The organism is Mumia sp. zg.B53, assembly GCF_019550935.1.
GTDB lineage: Bacteria > Actinomycetota > Actinomycetes > Propionibacteriales > Nocardioidaceae > Mumia.
In genome coordinates this window covers 561,611-581,337 of sequence record NZ_JAHWCK010000001.1, presented here as the reverse complement: position 1 = coordinate 581,337, position 19,727 = coordinate 561,611, and the positions used below count along the sequence as shown (strand labels likewise).

The 19,727-nt window shown below is 71.8% G+C and carries 15 protein-coding genes; 5 read left to right on the top strand and 10 right to left on the bottom strand.

Annotated features, from left to right (window positions below; all coding sequences use genetic code 11):
- Window positions 1-16: 16 nt before the first annotated feature.
- Window positions 17-613, top strand: coding sequence for a TetR/AcrR family transcriptional regulator (locus KV102_RS02885; protein ID WP_220345260.1), 597 nt, complete (start codon window positions 17-19; stop codon window positions 611-613).
- An 87-nt stretch (window positions 614-700) separates the two neighbouring features.
- On the opposite strand, the gene KV102_RS02880 is transcribed toward KV102_RS02885, so the two are convergent.
- The 6 genes from KV102_RS02880 to KV102_RS02855 are packed head-to-tail and all read right to left on the bottom strand — an operon-like array spanning window position 701 to window position 8,914.
- Window positions 701-2,617 (bottom strand): Ig-like domain repeat protein, encoded by a 1,917-nt coding sequence (locus KV102_RS02880; protein ID WP_220345259.1) that lies wholly within the window; start codon window positions 2,615-2,617, stop codon window positions 701-703.
- A gap of 37 nt (window positions 2,618-2,654) precedes the next feature.
- Complete coding sequence (locus tag KV102_RS02875) at window positions 2,655-4,799, bottom strand: hypothetical protein (protein WP_220345258.1); 2,145 nt, start codon at window positions 4,797-4,799, stop codon at window positions 2,655-2,657.
- Complete coding sequence (locus KV102_RS02870; RefSeq protein WP_220345257.1) at window positions 4,796-5,953, bottom strand: hypothetical protein; 1,158 nt, start codon at window positions 5,951-5,953, stop codon at window positions 4,796-4,798. The genes KV102_RS02875 and KV102_RS02870 overlap by 4 nt, the downstream gene beginning before the upstream one ends.
- Entirely contained in the window at window positions 5,950-6,750 is an 801-nt protein-coding gene (locus KV102_RS02865) for a heme ABC transporter ATP-binding protein (RefSeq protein ID WP_220341919.1), read from the bottom strand. The genes KV102_RS02870 and KV102_RS02865 overlap by 4 nt, the downstream gene beginning before the upstream one ends.
- Window positions 6,747-7,817 carry an iron ABC transporter permease gene (locus KV102_RS02860; protein WP_220341918.1) on the bottom strand — a complete coding sequence of 357 codons (1,071 nt, stop codon included), beginning with the start codon at window positions 7,815-7,817 and terminating at the stop codon, window positions 6,747-6,749. The genes KV102_RS02865 and KV102_RS02860 overlap by 4 nt, the downstream gene beginning before the upstream one ends.
- Window positions 7,814-8,914 (bottom strand): ABC transporter substrate-binding protein, encoded by a 1,101-nt coding sequence (locus KV102_RS02855; protein ID WP_220345256.1) that lies wholly within the window; start codon window positions 8,912-8,914, stop codon window positions 7,814-7,816. The genes KV102_RS02860 and KV102_RS02855 overlap by 4 nt, the downstream gene beginning before the upstream one ends.
- A gap of 204 nt (window positions 8,915-9,118) precedes the next feature.
- Here KV102_RS02855 and KV102_RS02850 point away from each other — a divergent pair, with 204 nt between their 5' ends.
- Window positions 9,119-9,772 carry a heme oxygenase (biliverdin-producing) gene (locus KV102_RS02850; RefSeq protein WP_220341916.1) on the top strand — a complete coding sequence of 218 codons (654 nt, stop codon included), beginning with the start codon at window positions 9,119-9,121 and terminating at the stop codon, window positions 9,770-9,772.
- A gap of 77 nt (window positions 9,773-9,849) precedes the next feature.
- Window positions 9,850-11,223, top strand: a complete 1,374-nt coding sequence (locus KV102_RS02845; protein ID WP_220345255.1) for an NAD(P)H-quinone dehydrogenase — start codon at window positions 9,850-9,852, stop codon at window positions 11,221-11,223.
- A gap of 90 nt (window positions 11,224-11,313) precedes the next feature.
- Here the strand turns inward: KV102_RS02845 and KV102_RS02840 are convergent, their stop codons facing one another.
- The 4 genes from KV102_RS02840 to KV102_RS02825 all read right to left on the bottom strand — a co-directional run bounded on the left by KV102_RS02840 (window position 11,314) and on the right by KV102_RS02825 (window position 18,059).
- Window positions 11,314-12,231: a DUF559 domain-containing protein gene (locus tag KV102_RS02840; protein WP_220341914.1), complete on the bottom strand. Its 918-nt coding sequence runs from the start codon at window positions 12,229-12,231 to the stop codon at window positions 11,314-11,316.
- 152 nt (window positions 12,232-12,383) lie between these two features.
- Window positions 12,384-15,761 carry a pyruvate carboxylase gene (locus KV102_RS02835; protein WP_220341913.1) on the bottom strand — a complete coding sequence of 1,126 codons (3,378 nt, stop codon included), beginning with the start codon at window positions 15,759-15,761 and terminating at the stop codon, window positions 12,384-12,386.
- Window positions 15,762-15,824: 63 nt separating this feature from the next.
- The gene (locus KV102_RS02830) at window positions 15,825-16,235 is read right to left on the bottom strand and encodes a universal stress protein (protein WP_220341912.1); all 411 of its coding nucleotides are present in this window, start codon (window positions 16,233-16,235) and stop codon (window positions 15,825-15,827) included.
- A gap of 42 nt (window positions 16,236-16,277) precedes the next feature.
- Window positions 16,278-18,059: a biotin carboxylase N-terminal domain-containing protein gene (locus KV102_RS02825; protein ID WP_308290209.1), complete on the bottom strand. Its 1,782-nt coding sequence runs from the start codon at window positions 18,057-18,059 to the stop codon at window positions 16,278-16,280.
- A gap of 158 nt (window positions 18,060-18,217) precedes the next feature.
- Between KV102_RS02825 and KV102_RS02820 the strand changes: the two genes are divergently transcribed.
- Together KV102_RS02820 and KV102_RS02815 are read left to right on the top strand one after the other, a co-directional pair.
- Window positions 18,218-18,679 carry a DNA-binding protein gene (locus KV102_RS02820; RefSeq protein WP_220341911.1) on the top strand — a complete coding sequence of 154 codons (462 nt, stop codon included), beginning with the start codon at window positions 18,218-18,220 and terminating at the stop codon, window positions 18,677-18,679.
- Entirely contained in the window at window positions 18,672-19,724 is a 1,053-nt protein-coding gene (locus tag KV102_RS02815; protein ID WP_220345254.1) for a serine/threonine-protein kinase, read from the top strand. Before KV102_RS02820 ends, KV102_RS02815 begins: the two co-directional genes overlap by 8 nt.
- The last annotated feature ends 3 nt before the right edge of the window (window positions 19,725-19,727 follow it).

Genomic DNA, 19,727 nt, shown 5'->3' with positions numbered 1-19,727 from the left:
CCGGTAGGTTGTCGGGGTGCCGAAGATCATCGGGGAGAGCCTGGCCGAGCACCGCGTCGAGACCCGACGTCGGGTGCTCAGCGCGTTCGGCGACCTCCTGACCGAGCGCGGCTACGATGCCGTGCGGCTCGCCGACGTGGCCACACGCGCCGAGATCGGGCGTACGGCGATCTACAACCATTTCGCCGACAAGGAAGCCGTCCTCCTCGCCTTCGCGATGGAGGAGACCGAACGCTACGTCGGGGCGATCCGTTCCGCGCTCGAGGACGTCGCCGATCCGGTCGGACGTCTGCGCACCTACGTCCGCATGCACGTGGCGCTCTCGCGGGAGATGCACATGGGTCTCGGACCGCAGCTGTACTCGGTCCTCTCGCGCGATGCGCTGCTCCACATGCGCGAGCACGTGATCGTCGTCGAGGAGCTGCTCCGTGACGTGCTCGAGGACGGGATGGCGCAGGGAGCGTTCGTCGTCGACGACCTCCGAGCGACGACCGGGCTCGTCCTGGCCTGCCTGCAGAGCCGACAGGTCACGCACCCCGAGGCGTCCGAGCGTGACGCCGCGGTGGCGGTCACGGAGCGGTTCGTGCTCCGCGCCGTCGGTGTGGCCGCCTGACACCGCCCCGCCCCCCGCTGGCAAGAGGACCCGACGTCCCACCCGCTGCGGGGAGGAACGCCGGGTCCTGATGCCGGATGGCCGTCGTCAGCGCGTGACCTTCACCTTCACGGTCTTCTTCGAGCCCGAGTGGGTGCTGGTCGCGGCGAACGTCGCGGTGACCTTGTAGGTGCCCTTCTTCTTGAGCTTGGGCAGTGTCACGACGACCTTGCCGTTGCGCACTGTCGCGCGAACGGTCTTCTTGATGCCCTTGCCCTTGATGACGAGAGTCACCCGGCCCTTCGCCTTCGGCGTGCCCGAGACGGTGACCCTGGCCTTGCCGGCCTTCTTGCGGGTCGGCTTCTTCGTCACCTTCAGAGCGGTCCTGGTGGCGACCTTGGCGATCGACAGCGTACGGACGGCCGACGAGGACGACCTCACGACCGGAACGTTGCCCGACACGAAGCGGGCCGACAGGCGGTGAGCGCCGACCGTGAGGTTCTTCGGGAGTGTGAACGACACTCTGCCCGCGCCGACGGGACGGGTGCCCAGGACCCTGGTGCCGTCGAGCAGCTGGATCGAGCCCGTCAGAGCCCTGGACGTCCTCACGGTCACCGTCGCCGTGCCGGTACGGCCGTACGTGAGCTTCGTCGGGGCGGACAGCGTCGTCGTGGACGCGACCGCGGGCGCGAAGGTGATCGGGGTGAACGTCTCGTACAGCGCCTGCTGCGGACCGCCACCGGCGTACGTGTAGATGCCGAGGTTCGCGAGCTTGTCCTTGGACGCGTCGATCGCGGCCTTGGAGATCGAGAACGAGGTCGTGAAGGTCCCGTCGGGCTTCAGCTCGATCGCCCCGGCGGCCGGCCCGCCGATGGTGGCCATGTCCTCGGCGAGGACGGCCCACCTCTGCGTGATCGCCTTGCGTGCGCTCGACGGCGCGCCCGCGCTCGGCCTCCACACGTCGGCGACGGTGCCGAGGACGACGTAGGCGCCGGTGGGCTTGCCTGCGAGCGGCGGGCGGGTGCCCGTGGCGAGCGACGGGTCGAAGCCGCTGCCCTTGACCGTGACCTGGTGGGTGCCGGTGTCCGGGATCGTGGTGCTGCTCACCGTCACCTTGGCCGGGCCGGGGAACGACACGGTGAGGGGGAGAGGAGTCTTGTTCTTGTCGACCGAACCGCCGGTGGAGTACCAGTACGCGGCCTGGCCCGTCGGCTCGACGAACGTCACGAACGACGAGGGCCACGATCCCCAGCCCGTGGTCGTACGGCTCTGCGGCACGGCGGTGCTCTCGTACTCCACGCCGGCGAAGTCAGGGGTGACCGTGATGCCGGCGGGCGTCACGTCGACTCCGGAGAACGTGGCGAGGGTGACCCTGGCGCTCTCGAGGTCGGTCCACACGGAGGTGTCGTCCTGCTTGGTCCCGTAGCCGTCCAGCGTCGCGGTGACCGTGCCGACGCCGTCGTCGACGCTCAGCGTGGGGTCGGAGACGTAGAAGAACGTCATGCCGGAGTAGCCCAGGACGGTGAAGTCGCCGCTCCAGGTGATCGTGGCGTCGTCCGCCGCGACATCGGCAGAGCCGGTGCCGCCCTTGATCGCCACGCGGTGGTCGCTGAAGGTGCTGCTGGTCGGGGGCGAGATCGACGCGCCGCTCGGGCTGGTCTTGAGGCCCGCCCACGTCGCGGTCGCGTATCCGCCGGCGACGGTCTTCTTCTGGATCTCGACGTTGCCGGCCCTGGCGCTCCAGCCGGCGGCCGCGCCGTTGCTCCACGAGGTCGCGGACGTCAGCGTCTGACCTCCCACACCCGGGTTGGCGATCTTGCCGGCCGAGAGCATGTTGGCGGTGCCCGGCGCGAATCCGGCGTTGTTGGCCTCGTTGGAGAGGCCCCAGGCGAACACAGCGCCGGCGACCGGCGTGGTGGCCGCCTGGGCGGGCGCGGCCATGGCGGCCAGCGAGCCCGCCGCGAGTGCCGTGGCGGCGGTGGCGGCGACGAGACGCCGCAACCGCCGGGGGAGGGACGTGGACATGGTGTTGCTTCCCTTCGTGTGGGTGAGGAGGTTCAGCTCAGGGGGTACGCGCGGTGAGGACTCGCGCGCCTGCGGTGACGGCCAGCGCCGCGACGACCAGACCCCCGCCGAGCCACCACGGCCAGGCCGGGGACGAGCCGCCGAGCGGTTGGGCGACGGGACGGATGCCTTCGGTGGTGCCGACGGGGACGGTGGCGCCGTGGACGGTGCCGGGTGTCGTGGCCGCAGCGGGGACCCCGCCGATCGGGACGGGACCGGCAGCGCGCCCGCCTGCGCCCGGCCCGCTCGCGGACGTGCTCGTCGTGCCTGTCGTACCCGTCGCCTGCGGGCCGCCGCCGCCCGACCCGCTCGTGGGGGCCGCCGCGGGACGGTCGGCGTCATAGCTCACGGTGATCGGCAGGGCGGCCTTGAACCGGTCCGTCGCGGCGCCGCTGGTGTACCAGTACGCCGCGGTGCCGACCCGCTCCTGGAACCGGACGAACGACGTGGGGAAGGCGCCCCACCCCGGCGTGCTCCGGTTCTGGGCGGCCGCACCGGCCGGAGGGTCGTACCGGACACCGGCGAAGCGCGGCGTGGTGCTGAACCCGCGCGCGTTCGAGAGGCTCGGGACGCGTGCGTCGGCGAGGCGCACCCTTTTCGGTGCGAGGGGCTCCCAGAGCGAGGCGTCCTCGCGGTCCGAGGCGTAGCCGCCGAGGGTGCCGTCGAGCCGCGCGGTGCCCGCGGTCACGGTGAGGACAGGGTCGGTGACGGTGAAGGTCGACAGCCCGCTGTAGAGCACCACCGTGAACGTGCCCGTCCAGCGGATCGTCGCGGTCTTCGTCGCGGGGTCGACCGTTCCCGTCCCGCCGTCGATGACGACGGTGTGGTTGCTGAGCAACCCGTTCGTCGCCGACCCGAGCGGGCGGCCGTCGGGGGTGGTGCCGAGGCCGGGCCACGTCGCGAGCCGGTGTCCTCCGCCGGCAGTCTGCTTCTCGATCCGGACGTTGCCGCGGCGGGCCGCCCAGTCGCTGGCGGCGACCGACGTGCCCCCTCGTCCTGGGTTGCGGATCGTGCCTGCGGAGAAGAAGTTGCGTGTGCCCGGGGCGAACGCCGAGTTGCTCATCTCGTCGCTGAGGCCCCACCGCAGCTGGGCGTCGGAGACCGTGAACGCCTTCGTGGCCGTGCCGCCGGGCCGTGGGGAGGTGGGCGGGGTGGTCGTCGGCGCGCCGCCCGGTGAGGGCGCGGGCGTGGCGGGCTCCGGGTCGACCGGGACTCCGGGGTCGTCCGGGTCGGAGGCGAGGGGATCGCCCAGCGACCACGCGAAGGTCACGGGCAGCGGGGGCTTGTTGGCGTCGATCGCTCCGCCGGAGGTGTACCAGTACGAGGAGGTGCCGGTCTCGGCGAGCCACGCCACGAAGGAGGCGGGCCACGATCCCCAGCCGGGCACCGTGGTCAGCTGGTCGGAGGCACCGTTCTTCACACCCGCGTACGCCGGCGTGACGGTGACACCGCCCTCACCGATCTCGACCTCGGGGAACGTCGCGAGCGTGACCTTCTTCGGGGCCACGGTCTTCCAGACCGACTGGTCGTCGAGCGAGGAACCGTAGCCGCTGAGCGTCGCGGTGAGCGTGCCGGAACCGTCCCGGCCGACGTTCAGCTGGGGGTCTGCGACATAGAAGAAGAGCATCCCGGAGTAGAAGACGACCGAGAACGATCCCTTCCAGGACAACGACGCCCGACCCGTCTGCGGGTCGGCCCAGCCGGCGCCACCGGAGAGCACCACCTGGTGGTCGCTGAAGCTCCGGCTCGTGGGCGGGTTGATCGACCCGCCGGTGGGCGACGTCGTCAGTCCGCTCCAGGTCGCCGGTGCGTATGAGCCGCCGGCGGTCTGCTTCTCGATCGACACCGCGCCTGCCGAGGCCTTCCAGCCCGCAGCCCTGCCGTTGGTCCACTCTGCAGCGTTCTTGAGCGTCTGGCCGCCCGCTCCCGGGTTGCCGATCTTGCCGGCGGACAGGAAGTTGTACGTCCCCGGCGCGTACGCGGAGTTGTGGACCTCGTTCGACAGGCCCCAGCGCAGCGTGGCGCCGCTGACGACGCGGGCCGTGGTCTCGCTCTCCCCCTCGGCATCGGCGGCGACAGGGGAGAACGGCACCGTGAGCGCGACGAGCGCGACGGAGGCGAGCAGGGCGAGTCGGCGCATCATCGGGTCACCGTCGTGGGAGTCGGCGTGGTCGTCGTGGGGGGAGCCTGCACGCTCGGGGTCTGGGGAGCACGTGGCGCGCGGCGCACCCGCAGCACGGCGGCGGCGACCGCGACGAGCAGGAGGACGGCAGCCGCGGCGAGGAAGATCCACGCCGCTGCGGTCGGGTCCTCGTCGGCGGCCGGCGCCGTGGCGTCGACGACCGGGGTGCCGGCGGCGACCGGGAAGGCGATCTCCGGCGCGGCGCCGCTGGCAGCACCGGTCAGCCGCAGGACGTGCGTGCCCGGCTGGATCGAGGCGGGGAGCTGGAGGACCCCGGCGACCTCGCCGGACTGCCCGGCCGCGAGCGGACCGACGGCAGCGACACCGTCGTCGAGGGTCGCGACGACCTGCTCGCCGGGCTGGAACGACGTGCCGGTGAACGTCAGGACGCGACCGACCACGGCCGTGGCACGGTCGACGGCGACCGACGGCGTGCCCCTGCGGGCCGGTGCAGCCGGTGTCGTCGCTGCGGCCGGCGCCGGCGCCGCGGTGGGCGTCGTGCCACGCGGTGCCGACAGCGCGGCGTCGCCTCGGGTCGACGCGGCGAACCGCACCGGCGTGAAGGTCTCGTTGCGGGGGTTCTTGATGCCGTGGGCACCGATCGTGATCACGCCGCAGGTGACCGTGGTGCAGTCCACCATGACGGTCCTGCCCGCTCGGTCGACCGACGAGAAGCGGGCGCCCGGCAGGCTCACCGTGGTGGTGAAGCTGCCTGACGCGCGGAGCGTGCCGTTCGCCGAGGAGGCCGTGTCGGAGCCGGGGAAGGCCAGGTAGCGCTGGTGGCCCTCGTTGTCGGCCGACTCGCTGTCGGGCACGTAGCGGTAGTCGTCACCTGTCGCGCCGCCGCGCGAGGGCTTCCAGGAACCGCCTCGGGGGTCGGAGACCCACCCGAACGCGACGTAGATGCCGCCGGCACCGCCCTTGATCGACTGGAACCCTCGGCCCTTGACGGTGAGCGTCGTGGGACCGTCGACCGCGGCGGTCGGCGTCCCGGCGGAGCTGGTGACGGTGACCTGGGGGGCCGCGTGGGCCGGGGCAGCGGTGAGCGCGAGCGCAGGCGCCGCGAGCGCGACAGTGGCGGCGAGGGCGAGCGTGCGTCGGACCATGCTTCTCATCGGACGACCTCCTCGACGGATGTCCGCAGCGGGGTGATCACCAGGTCGCCCGTACGCGGATGGGTGAAGACGTCGACGGGGTGGCCGTAGACGTCGCTGAGCAGGTCGGGTCGGAGCACGTCTCCCGGCGCTCCGTCAGCGCGCACGCGACCGTCGGCGAGGATGCAGATCCGGTCGGCGTACGCGGCGGCGAGCGAGAGGTCGTGCAGCACGGCCACGACCGAGTGGCCCTCCCGAGCCAGCCGGCGCGCCTCGGTGAGCAGCGCCTCCTGGTGCGCGATGTCGAGCGCCGCGGTCGGCTCGTCGAGCAGCACGACCGGCGCCTCCTGGGCCATCACGCGAGCGAACGACGTACGCCCCTTCTCTCCGCCCGAGAGCGTGGGGAACTTGCGCGTGGCGAGTCGCTCGACGTCGGCGCGCCGCATCGCGTCGGCGACGACCGCCTCGTCGGAGTCGGACTCGTCGCGCCCGTGCCACGGCGCGCGACCCATCGCGACCACCTCGGCCACGCTGAACGGGAAGGAGAGCCGGTGCTCCTGGAGCAGCACCGACCGTCGCCGGGAGAGCTCGCCGGCACGTCGCGAGGCGATCGGCTCCCCGTCGAGCAGGGCCTTCCCGCGTGAGAGCGCGACGTCACCGGAGAGGACCCCGAGGAGCGTCGACTTGCCGGCGCCGTTCGGGCCGACCAGCACGAGCAGCTCGCCGGGGCGGACGTCGAGGTCGATGTCACGAAGGATGGTGGCCTGCCCGTACGAGACGGAGCCGCCGAGCACCTGGAGCGTCGCGCGGGTCCTCATGCCCAGCCTCCCGCCGTACGACGGGTGCGGCGAAGGAGCCAGAAGAACATCGGGCCTCCGAGGAGCGACGTCAGCATGCCGATCGGCAGCTCGGCGTACGGGACGGCGGTTCGGGCGACCAGGTCGGCCGCGAGCAGCAGGACCGCGCCGCCGAGCACGCTGGCGGGCAGCAGCAGCCGGTGGCCGGGGCCGACCACCATGCGCATGAGGTGCGGGACGACCAGGCCGACGAACGCGATGATCCCGCAGAAGGCGACAGCAGCGGCGGTGAGGAGCGCGACCAGCGTGATGGCGACGAGGCGCAGCCGCTCGACGTCGACGCCGACGTGACGTGCCGCCCGGTCGCCCAGCGCCAGCAGGTCCAGCCTGCGGCTGAGCACGAAGGCGCCGGCGATGCCCACGAGGGCGAGCGGCGCCACGACGCCGACGTACTGCCAACGGGTGCCGTTGAGGCTGCCGAGCTGCCAGAACACGATCTCCTCGCGCGCCTGGGTGTCGGCGAGGAACATCATCAGAGCCAGCAGCGCACCGGTCACCGCGTTGACGGCGATGCCGGTGAGCACGAGGGTGACGACCTCTGTCCGACCGTCGGAGCGTGAGAGAAGATAGACGGCCACGGTGGTGATCAGGCCGCCGACGAAGGCGAGCGCCGGCACGGTCCACGTCCCGAGCGCGGTGAGCCCGAAGACCATGGCGCACGCCGCGGCGACGGCGGCGCCCGAGGACACCCCGATCACGCCCGGCTCGGCGAGCGGGTTGCCGAAGACGCCCTGCATCAGCGCTCCGGCTGCTGCGAGCGCCGCGCCGACGAGGAGGGCCATCACGACGCGCGGGAAGCGGATGCTCCACAGCGCGGCGTCGCCCTGGGGGTGCGCGGGCATCGGGCCGGCGTCGATACCGAGCCGGTGCAGGAACGAGCCGAGGACCTCGGCCGGCGGGATCGAGAGCTGGCCGGTCCCGGCCGAGAGGACGGCCAGCACCACGAGGGCGACCGACAGGGCAGTGAAGAGGACGAGCGTCGCGCTGAGACGGAACCTGACCGAGATCGTCGGGTCGACGACGGTCATCGCAGCGACTCCGGGGCGTACATCGCCACCGCGAGCGCGTTGAGCACGTCGGCGCTGCGGGGGCCGAAGCTCAGGATCTGGCTGTCCGGCATCGTGATGAAGCGGCGGTTCGAGCCGGCCGGGGTGTTGGCCAGCGACGGGTAGCGCTCGAGCAGTCCGTCCACGCCGCCCGCCGACTCCAGCCCCTTGGTCATCATGATGATGGCGTCGGGCTGCGCGGCGACGAGTCCCTCGTCGTTGAGCGGCTTCATCCCCGTCCACCCGATCTCCTCGGAGACGTCGTACGCCCCCGTGGCCGAGATCAGGGAGTCCGCGCCCGAGTCCTGGCCGAACATGTAGTAGACGCCACTCTGCCCGCGCACATAGAGGAACACCGTCCGGAGCTTGTCCTGGACCGAGCTCGGTGCCTTCTCGTCGATGACCGCCCGGACGGCGGCGACCTCGTCGGCCGTCCTCTTCGCGAGCGCCGTGCCGGCTTCGGTGACGCCGAGCGCGGAGGCGACCTGGCCGACCAGGTCGGCGATGTTGTCGAGGTTGCGCGCGCTGTCGACGACCACGACCGGGACACCGGCGTCGCGGACCTGCTCGATGACGTCCCACGGACCGAGCGAGGTGTCGGTGATGATCAGGTCGGGGGAGAGGTCGAGGATCGCCTCGCCGTTGAGCTCGTGCCCGTTGTGAGTGACGAGCGGGAGGTCCTTCGCCTGCGTGAACTGCGTCGAGAGATCGCGTCCGACGAGCGCGTCGCCGAGCCCCAGCTCGTACGTGATCTGCGCCAGCGTGCCGTACTGGTCGAGCGCCAGGACCCGCTCGGCGGTCTTCACGGTGACGCGGCTGCCCTGGCTGTCCTTGACGGTGACGGGAAGGCTCTGGGTCGGGTCCTCGACGATCGGCGTGGGCTCGTCGGCCCCGAGGTCGAGGTTGATCTCGCCGGAGAGGTCCTTCGCGGCGCCGGAGACATCGACGTCGCTGAGCCGGGGGATGGACGTCACGGCCTCGGGGCTCTCCGCCTCACCGCTCTGCGCGGGCCCGCACGCTGAGGCGAACGCCGTACAGACGCAGAGGAGGGCGACGATGAAGGGGCGGCGGCGTGGCACGACATGCTCCGATTCCGAGGGAAGTCAGGTTTCCCTAACCTCGACGGAAAGTAGCATAGGTAAGGCTTGCCTCGCTAACCAGGCCCGGATAAGGTGACACATCGTCAGGTTGGTCCTGACGCGGCGTCTCCTCGATGATGACGCCGTGTCATATTGGTCCCCGGACATCCGTCCCGCTCGCGCCCATCTCGTGGAGGCCCCCCGATGACCGTCACTGCCACGCAGGAGACGACCGTTCCCAGCTCCGAGCTCTCCGCGCTGATGCGAGAAGGCTCCCGCGCCGAGCACACGTCGGCCGAGAACTCGACCTTCATGTCCGATCTCCTCGAGGGCCGCTCGTCGGTTGAGCGCTACACGGTCTTCCTGCGTCAGCTGGCCGTCGTCTACGAGGCGATCGAGTCGGTGGGCACGGTGCTCGCGGCCGACCCCGTCGGGTCGGCCGTCGTCGACGCCGCGGTGGAGCGGTCGGCCGCCATCGAGGCCGACCTCGTGTTCCTCGCCGGGGAGGACTGGCGCGACATCCCCGTCGGCCCCGCGGCCACGGCGTACGTGCAGCGGGTCCGTGAGACCCAGGACGATGCCGTGCGCTTCCTGGCGCACCACTACACGCGCTACCTCGGTGATCTGTCCGGCGGGCAGGCGATCGGCCGCATCCTCCAGCGCGAGTACGGCCTCGCCGAGGGTGGCGTGACGTTCTACGACTTCCCGCTCGTGCCGAAGCCCAAGCTGTACAAGGACGCCTACCGTGCGCGCCTCGACACCCTTCCCCTCGACGACGCTGCCAAGCAGCGCGTCGTCGACGAGGTCAAGGTCGCCTTCGCCCTCAACGAGGCGCTGTTCGCCGAGATGAGCGCCTGAGCGACGAGCGCCACATCGGCACGACGCGTGCGCACGCCGCCGCGTGCCGCTCGTCCGAGGTGCGAGACAATGACGGCGTGAATCGCGTCGTGATCGTCGGTGGTGGACCTGGTGGGTACGAGGCTGCGCTGGTCGCGGTACAGCTCGGGGCGGAGGTCACCGTCGTCGAGCGCGACGGGCTCGGCGGGTCGACCGTCCTCACCGACTGCGTCCCCAGCAAGACGCTGATCGCGACCTCCGACCTGATGACCGACGTGGCCGGTTCTGCCGAGCTCGGACTCGTCGGCGCCGGTTCGGAGTCGGTCGACCTCCGTAGGGTCAATCACCGGGTCAAGCGGCTCGCCCTCGCGCAGTCCGACGACATCCGGCGGCGCATCGAGCGGGAGAACGTCGAGGTCATCGCCGGCACCGCCCGTCTCGACGGGCCCGAAACGGTCCTCGTGGACCGCGCTGACGGTGGTTCGGAGGAGCTGCACTCGCAGGTGGTGCTGCTGGCGACCGGCGCCCACCCGCGGGTCGTGGACACCGCGATCCCCGACGGCGAGCGCATCCTGACCTGGGAGCAGGTCTACGAGCTCGACGAGCTGCCCGAGCACCTGGTCGTCGTCGGTTCCGGTGTCACGGGCGCCGAGTTCGCCGGCGCCTACAAGGCTCTGGGCTGCGAGGTCACGCTGGTCTCCAGCCGTGACCGCGTCCTCCCCGGCGAGGATCCGGACGCGGCCGTCGTCCTGGAGGAGGTCTTCACGCGGCGCGGCATGAACGTGCTGTCGCGCTCGCGGATGGAGTCGGTCGAGCGCAAGGGCGACCGCGTCCTCGTGCGTCTCACCGACGGCCGCGAGGTCGAGGGGTCGCACTGCCTGCTCGCTCTCGGGTCGATCCCCAACAGCGAGGGACTCGGGCTGGAGTCGGCAGGCGTCGGGGTCGACTCCGGCGGCTTCATCGAGGTCGACCGCGTCTCGCGGACCTCGGCCCGCGGGGTGTACGCCGCTGGAGACTGCACCGGTGTCCTCATGCTCGCCTCCGTCGCGGCCATGCAGGGACGGATCGCGATGGCGCACGCGCTCGGCGACGCCGTGCACCCGCTGCGTCTGCGGACCGTCGTCTCCAACGTGTTCACCGCGCCGGAGATCGCCACGGTCGGGGTGACGCAGAAGGAGATCGACGCCGGCGAGGTCGACGCCGAGTCGGTCACCCTGCGGCTGTCGGGCAACCCGCGCGCCAAGATGCAGGGCGTGCGCGACGGCTTCGTCAAGCTGTTCTGCCGGGCCGGCGGCGGCGCCGTGATCGGCGGTGTCGTGGTGGCACCGCGTGCGTCGGAGCTCATCCACTCGGTGTCGCTCGCGGTCTCGACCGGACTCACCACCGACCAGGTCGCGAACGCGTTCACGGTCTATCCGTCGATGAGCGGCTCCGTCGCCGAGGCCGCCCGCCGCCTGCACCAGCCCCGCTGACCCGCCCCGTCCCCGATTTGTGCAGCTGGTCCAGGAACTGTTGGCCCGATTCTGCGACCAACTGCACACAGCGCGGACGGGTACGAGGCGTCAGGCGAACCAACGGGTCCACATCGCGTTGAAGAGCGGTCGTGCGCCCTCGTACCCGTTGTCGCGCAAGGCCGTGTGGACGCGCCAGACGATCGCCTTCGGACTCCTGAGGTCGTCCTCGAGGACCACGACGACCGTCCAGCCGAGGCGTTCGAGGTTCTCGCGGCGCGTACGGTCCCGAGCGCGCTGCTGCTTCGAGCGCTCGTGCCACGCGCCGTCGTACTCCACGATCACCCGCCATCGCCAGTAGACGAGGTCGCACCGCGCGACGAACCTCTCGCACGCGTCGAGGATCTCCTGGTTGCACTCCGGCTCGGGGAGACGAGCGAAGACGAGCATCAGCCTGATCAGCGTCTCCATCGGTGATTCGGCCCGCTCCCGGACGTAGGCGAACGCGCGCCTGGCACGCACGACGCCGTCGAGGTGGCACCGGTCGAGGTACGACCGCAGCTGCGAACGTGACGTGTGTCCGCAGTGGATGAGGTGGTCGGCAGCCTGGACCAGCTCGACCAGACTGACGATCGTGGCGAGGTCGACGTACGTGCGGTCCGGCCCCGTGCACCCGATGTGATCTCTGACGGCCATCCGCAGCCGGCCACGTCGCCGGTGGAGACGGATCTCGTCGCGTCGGACCTGCGCTGTGGTGTTGGTGGAAAAGTGCAGCGGCAGCACCGATCGGACGCCGAGGCCCCAGAGGCGGAGGGCGCTGAGGTGGCTCGCGAGGGCGTCGTCGGGAAGGACGAGGAGCGCCGCCCTGACGAGGAGGGCAAACGACACGGGCAGGTCCGCCGCGACGTGGACGCCGCGGAAGAGCCGCCGGAACCGCGCGCCCGTCAGGTCCTGGGCGCTGAAGCCGAGAGTGCGTGCGGTCGCGTTGGTGAAGGGGCCGTCGCGCAGCTCCTCGGGCACGGGTTTCATGCCGGGAGCGTGGTGCCGCTAACGCGACTGAGGACACCCGATCTGTGGCCTGTGGAGATCCCGTCCCCGATTTGTGCAGTTGGTCCAGGGAGTCGGCAGGGGATTCCTTGATCAACTGCACAAATCGCGGACGGGACGGGACGGGGCGGGAGCTAGCCCAGGACGAGCAGCAGGTCGCCGCCCTCGGACTGGCGCGGGCCCTCGATCACCAGGCGCGACACCGTGCCGCCGTTGGGTGCGGTGATCGCGGCCTCCATCTTCATCGCCTCGATCGTCGCGACCTGCTGGCCGGGCTCGACGGTGTCACCGACCCCGACCGAGGGGGTCACGACGCCGTCGAACGGCACCGCGACCTGCAGCGGGTCGGCCGGGTCGGCCTTCTCGGCGGTCACGACGTCGCTGGACACCGAGCGGTCGCGCACCGTCACCGGACGGAGCTGGCCGTTGAGCCGGCAGAGCACGTTGCGGAGCCCGCGCGCGTCCGCGTCGCTGATCGCCTCGAGCCCGAGGATCAGGGTCTTGCCCTCCTCGAGCGTCACCTCGACGTCAGCGCCGGGCCGCAACCCGTACCAGTACGCCTCGGTCGGCAGCACCGACACGTCGCCGAACTCTCCGCGCGCGTGCTCGAAGTCGCGCGTGGGTCCGGGGAAGAGCAGCCGGTTGAGCGTGGGCCGCGGGTCGGCCTCGAGACCGGCGCGGTCCTCCGGTCCCAGCTCCGTCTCGCCGATCTTGACCGTACGGCCCTCCAGTGCCTTGCTGCGGAAGGGCTCCGGCCATCCACCGGGCGGGTCGCCCAGCTCGCCCGCGAGGAAGCCGATCACCGAGTCCGGGATGTCGTAGGCCTGCGGGTTGTCGGCGAACTCCTTCGGGTCCGCGCCGACCGCGACGAGGTGCAGCGCGAGGTCGCCGACGACCTTCGAGCTCGGCGTCACCTTCACGATGTCGCCGAGGATGTCGTTGGCAGCGGCGTACATGTCCTCGATCTGCTCGAACCGGTCGCCGAGCCCCAGCGCGATCGCCTGCTGCCGCAGGTTGGAGAGCTGCCCGCCCGGGATCTCGTGGCGGTAGACGCGGCCGGTCGGCGAGGGCAGTCCCGCCTCGAACGGCGCGTACAGCTTGCGGACGGCCTCCCAGTACGGCTCGAGGTCACCGACCGCCTCGAGCGACAGGCCGGTCGGCGCCGTCGTGTGCTGCAGGCCCGCCACCAGCGCCGACATCGGCGGCTGCGACGTGGTCCCGGCCAACGATGCCGAGGCGGTGTCGACGGCGTCGACACCGGCGTCGATCGCGACCATCAGCGTGGCGAGCTGGCCGCCGGCGGTGTCGTGGGTGTGCAGGTGGACCGGCAGGTCGAAGCGCTCGCGCAGGGCGGTGACCAGACGCCAGCCGGCCGGCGCCCGCAGCAGCCCGGCCATGTCCTTGATCGCGAGCACGTGCGCGCCGGCGTCGACGATGCGTTCGGCGAGCCGCAGGTAGTAGTCGAGCGTGTAGATCGGCTCGTCCGGATCCATCAGGTCGCCGGTGTAGCAGAGCGCGACCTCCGCCACCGCCGTGCCGGTCGCGCGCACCGCGTCGATGGCGGGACGCATCTGCTCGACGTCGTTGAGTGCGTCGAAGATCCGGAACACGTCGATGCCGGTCGCGGTCGCCTCCGCGACGAAGGCGTCGGTGACCTCGGTCGGGTACGGCGTGTAGCCGACCGTGTTGCGTCCACGCAGCAGCATCTGGAGGCACACGTTGGGGATGGCCTCGCGCAGCTCCGCGAGACGCTGCCACGGGTCCTCCTTGAGGAACCGCAGCGCCACGTCGTACGTCGCGCCGCCCCAGGCCTCGATCGACCACAGCTGTGGCGTCGCCCGTGCGACGACCGGCGCCGCAGCGAGCAGGTCGAACGTACGGACCCGGGTGGCGAGCAGCGACTGGTGCGCGTCTCGGAACGTCGTGTCGGTGACCGCGACGTGAGTCTGCTCGCGCAGTGCCCGGGCGAACGCCTCGGGCCCGACCTCGAGCAGCTGCTGACGCGTGCCCGCCGGCGCCGCCGCGCCGAGGTCGACCGGCGGGAGCTTCTCGCGGGGATCGATCACGTCCGGCGCCGGGCCGTGCGGTCGGTTGACCGTCACGTCGGCGAGGTACGTGAGCAGCTTGGTGCCGCGGTCGGCAGACGGCAGCGTGTCGAGCAGCTCCGGGTGGCGGTCGATGAACGAGGTGGTGACACCGCCCGCGACGAACTCGGGGTTGCCCAGCAGCGCCTGGAGGAAGGTCAGGTTGGTCGTGACGCCGCGGATCCGGAACTCCGCGATCGCACGCCGCGCGCGCTCCACCGCGGCCTCGAAGGTGCGGCCCCGACAGGTGAGCTTGGTGAGCAGCGAGTCGAAGTAGGCGCCGATCTCGGTGCCGGAGTAGGTGGTGCCACCGTCGAGTCGGACGCCCGCGCCGCCGGGGGAGCGGTACGTCGTGATCCGGCCGGTGTCCGGGCGGAAGCCGTTGGACGGGTCCTCGGTCGTGATCCGGCACTGCATGGCGACGCCCCGGACGGCGATCTCGTCCTGGCGGAGCCCGAGGTCGACCAGGGTCTCGCCGGCGGCGATCCGCAGCTGCGCCTGCACCAGGTCGACGTCGGTCACCTCCTCGGTGACGGTGTGCTCGACCTGGATGCGCGGGTTCATCTCGATGAAGACGTAGTTGCCCTGGGGGTCGAGGAGGAACTCGACAGTGCCGGCGCAGGTGTAGCCGATCGACCGGGCGAACGCGACGGCGTCGGCGCACATCCGGTCCCGGATCTCCGGGTCGAGCCGCGGGGCGGGGGCGATCTCGACGACCTTCTGGTGGCGCCGTTGGACCGAGCAGTCGCGCTCGAAGAGGTGGATCACGTCACCGGTCGCGTCGGCGAGGATCTGCACCTCGATGTGGCGCGGGTCGACCACGGCCTGCTCGATGAAGCAGGTCGGGTCGCCGAACGCGCCCTCTGCCTCCCGCATCGCGGCGTCGACCGCGTCGCGCAGCTCGGCCGGGTCCTCGACGCGCCGCATGCCGCGCCCGCCGCCACCCGCGACGGCCTTGACGAACAGCGGGTACGGGAGGGCCTCGGCGGCGGCGACCAGCTCGTCGCGGTCACGGCTGGGTGGCACGGACGCGAGCACCGGCACACCCGCCTCGCGTGCCGCCTCGATGGCTCGCGCCTTGTTGCCGGTGAGGCGCAGGACCTCCTCGGACGGGCCGACGAACGTGATGCCTGCCTGCGCGCAGGCGCTCGCGAGCGAGGGGTTCTCCGAGAGGAAGCCGTATCCCGGATAGACGGCGTCGGCCCCGGCGCGTACGGCCGTGGCGACGATCTCGTCAGGGTCGAGATAGCTGCGGACCGGGTGGCCCACCTCACCGATCTGGTAGGCCTCGTCGGCCTTCAGACGGTGCTCGGAGCCACGGTCCTCGTACGGGAAGACGGCGACGGTGCGGGCGCCGAGCTCGTAGGCGGCGCGGAAGGCGCGGATCGCGATCTCGCCGCGGTTGGCGACGAGGACCTTGCGGAACATGGGGGTACTCCGATCGAGCGCATCAGGTCCGGTCGGCCGCCGCGACGGTGGGGCGGCCGGCTCTCAAGGTACCGGGTGCTGTCCGGGCTTGGCCGCGAAGACCGGGACCGGCGCATCGAGCAGCAGCTTCTGGGCGACGCTGCTCATGATGAGCTTGCCGACGGGGGTGCGGTGGCGGATGCCGATCACCAGCAGCTCGGCGCCCTCGTCCTCGACGGCCTCGATGATGAGGTCGCCGATGCCGGGTCCGACGGGCTGCCGCAGGCGGTGGCCGGGGAGTCCGGCACCGGCCAACCGGTGCCGCAGCTGCTCGAGGTCGTACCCGTGGACGAAGTCGGGGTCCTCCTCGAACCGGGAGTGCTTCGCGACGTTGACCACGACGAGCCGTGCATCGTGGGAGCGAGCCCAGGCGATGCCGTGCTCGAGGGCGACCTCGCCGTACTCGTCAGGGGTGTAGGCAACCGCGATCGTCATGGGGAGCACCATGGCACAGCGCTCGGGTCCCTGTCTGCAACGTCAGTCCTTGATCTCGACCACAACGGCGCCGGCGGTGACCGTCTCGCCCGCGATCGCGACCAGCCCGGTGATGGTGCCGGCCTTGTGCGCGTTGAGAGGCTGCTCCATCTTCATCGCCTCGAGGACGACGACGAGCTCGCCCTCCGTGACGGCCTGCCCCTCCACGACCGCGACCTTGACGATCGTGCCCTGCATCGGGGAGACCAGCGCGTCACCACCGGCCGCGGCGCCAGCCTTCTTGCCGGCCGCCCGCTTCGGCTTCTTGGCGCCGGCTCCGGCGGCAGCACCGGCGGCACCGAGCCCCGCGGGAAGCACGACCTCGAGTCGCTTGCCGCCGACCTCGACGGTCACCGTTTCGCGCTCCTCCGCCTCAGGCGCCTCGCCGGCGGCACCGTCGTACGGCGGGATCGTGTTGTCGAACTCGGTCTCGATCCAGCTGGTGTAGACGCCGAACCCCTCGCCGTCACCGAGGTAGGCCGGGTCGTCGAGGACCCGGCGGTGGAACGGGACCACCGTCGGCATGCCGTCGACGCCGAACTCGTCGAGCGCGCGGCGCGACCGCTCGATGGCCTGCTCCCGGCTCGAGCCGGTCACGATGAGCTTGGCGATCAACGAGTCGAACGAGCCGGGGATCGTCTCGCCGACGACGTAGCCGGAGTCGACGCGTACGCCCGGGCCCGACGGGGGATCCCACGTCGTCAGGGTCCCCGGGGCGGGCAGGAAGTTGCGTCCGGCGTCCTCGGCGTTGATCCGGAACTCGATCGAGTGGCCGCGGATCTCCGGGTCGTCGTAGCCGAGCTCCTCGCCGGCGGCGATGCGGAACATCTCACGGACCAGGTCGAGGCCCGTGACCTCCTCCGAGACCGGGTGCTCGACCTGGAGGCGGGTGTTGACCTCGAGGAAGGAGATGGTGCCGTCGCGGGCCACGAGGAACTCGCACGTGCCCGCGCCGACGTAGCCGGCCTCGCGGAGGATCGCCTTCGACGAGGCGTACAGGCGCTCGATCTGGTCATCGGTCAGGAACGGCGCGGGCGCCTCTTCGACGAGCTTCTGGTGACGGCGCTGCAGCGAGCAGTCGCGGGTGGAGACGACCACGACGTTGCCGTGCACGTCGGCCAGGCACTGGGTCTCGACGTGACGCGGCTGGTCGAGGAACTTCTCGACCAGGCACTCGCCACGCCCGAAGGCCGTGACGGCCTCGCGGACGGCAGAGTCGTACTGCTCGGGGATCTCCTCGAGCGTGCGAGCGACCTTGAGACCGCGTCCGCCGCCGCCGAAGACCGCCTTGATCGCGACCGGGAGGCCGTGCTCCTTGGCGAAGGCGACGACCTCGTCGGCGTCGGCGACCGGGTCCTTGGTCCCCGGTGCCAGGGGGGCATCGGCCCGCGCAGCGATGTGCTTGGCCTTGGCCTTGTCGCCGAGGGCTTCGATGGCGTGCGGCGGGGGGCCGATCCAGATCAGCCCGGCGTCGATGACGGCCTGCGCGAACGCCGCGTTCTCGGCGAGGAACCCGTAGCCGGGGTGCACGCTGTCGGCGCCGCTGCGCTGCGCGACGTCCAGGATCTTGTCGATCGACAGGTAGGTGTCGGCGGGGGTGGCGCCACCCAGCGCGTACGCCTCGTCGGCGAGCCGGACGAACAACGCGTCACGGTCGGCGTCGGCGTACACCGCGACGCTGCCGATCCCCGCGTCCTTGCAGGCGCGGACGACGCGGACCGCGATCTCGCCACGGTTGGCGATGAGGACCTTGGTCAGCGGCCGGATGCCTTCGTTGTTGCTCACAGGTGTGCTCCTCGACGTGCCTGGGGGCTGCGTGCCGAGTCTAAGCGGCACCCTGACGGTTGCCGTCAGGTGCTCGGGGACTGAGCAGGAGCGGCCGCTCACGACCGGCCTGCCGCCGCTCTCGGGGGGCGCTCGCTGCGGATAGGGTGAAGGCCGTCATGACGAGTCCCGAGATCGACGCGAACACCCGCGCGCAGGCCGAGCTGTACGGCGAGCCGCTCGGGATCATCGTGCGCCGGTGCGTCCAGACGTTCGGGGTCACGCAGGCGCGCATGGCGTCGTTGCTGGGCATCTCGGCGCCCATGCTCTCGCAGCTGGTCAACGGTCACCGCGTCAAGATCGGCAACCCGGCGGCGGTGGCCAGGCTGCAGGCCGCGTACGACATCGCGGGCCGCGTCACGCGCGGCGAGACCACGTCCGAGGAGGGCCTGGCCGAGCTGGAGCGCGAGGTAGCGGGAGGGGTCGTCACGCACCGCAGCACCGAGGCCGCTGTGCTGCGGACCGTGCTGAGCGTCGCGGGCGATCCCGACGAGTACGAGGCCGCGGCGCTGCTGCTCGACGCCGACCACCCGCTGATCGCCCAGCTCCTCCGTCAGTACGGGGGTCACGGGCGTGGGTGAGGTGTTCGCCGGCCGGTACGAGCTCCTGGAGCCGATCGGTGCCGGTGGCATGGGGACGGTGTGGCTGGTCCACGACCGTCGGGACGACCAGCTCCGGGCGGCCAAGCTCGTCCGTCAGGTCGACGCGTCGCTGCTGCTGCGGTTCATCCGCGAGCTGAGCACCCGGATCGAGCACCCGCACACGGTCGTGCCGCGGGGCTGGGCCGGCGAGGACGACACGGTGCTGTTCACGATGGACGTCGTACGGGGCGGGTCGGTGCACCACCTGATCGAGGACTTCGGGGCCCTCCCGGCGCCCTGGGCCGCATGCTTGCTCGACCAGCTGCTCGACGCGCTCGAGGCCGTCCACCGGGCCGGCGTCGTGCATCGTGACGTCAAGCCCGCCAACCTCCTGCTGGAGCCGACCGGCCGCGGCCGGCCGTACCTGCGACTGAGCGACTTCGGGGTGGCGGTGCCCCTGCACGAGCCCCGGATGACCGCCCCGGCGATCGTCCTCGGCACCCGCGGCTACCGCGCGCCCGAGAGCGCGGTCGGGGCCGACCCGCTGCCTGTGCAGGACCTCTACGGCGCCGGTGTGGTCCTGGCGGAGATGCTGACCGGCGAGCGGCCCGAGGACGGCCGCGCCCTGCCGTCGGCGCCGCCGCCCGGGGTCGACCGACGGCTGTGGGACCTCGCGCGGGCCCTGGCGGAGCCCGACCCGGCGCGCAGGCCGCCGAGCGCGGCGCGGGCACGCAGGATGCTGCACGACACGGGCCTCGTCCCGCCGACCGGTGCAGCGCCCGGCGACGACGGAGCGGAGATCGAGGTCTTCGAGCACGTGCGGCTGCACGGGACCGACGCGGCCCCCGCACTCCGCGCTGTCCCCCTGCCGCCGACGGCGCCCGAGCCGCTGCCCTCTCCGTCCCCGTCGCCGGGTCTTCCACCGGGCCTTCCGCAACCGCCGGCGTCCACCCGGCGGCCGAGCCCGCTGGCCGCGTTCGGCCTGCTGAGCGTCGGCGCCGGGGGACTCGTCATCGTCCTGGCGATCCTCATGCTGCTCGGCTGAGCA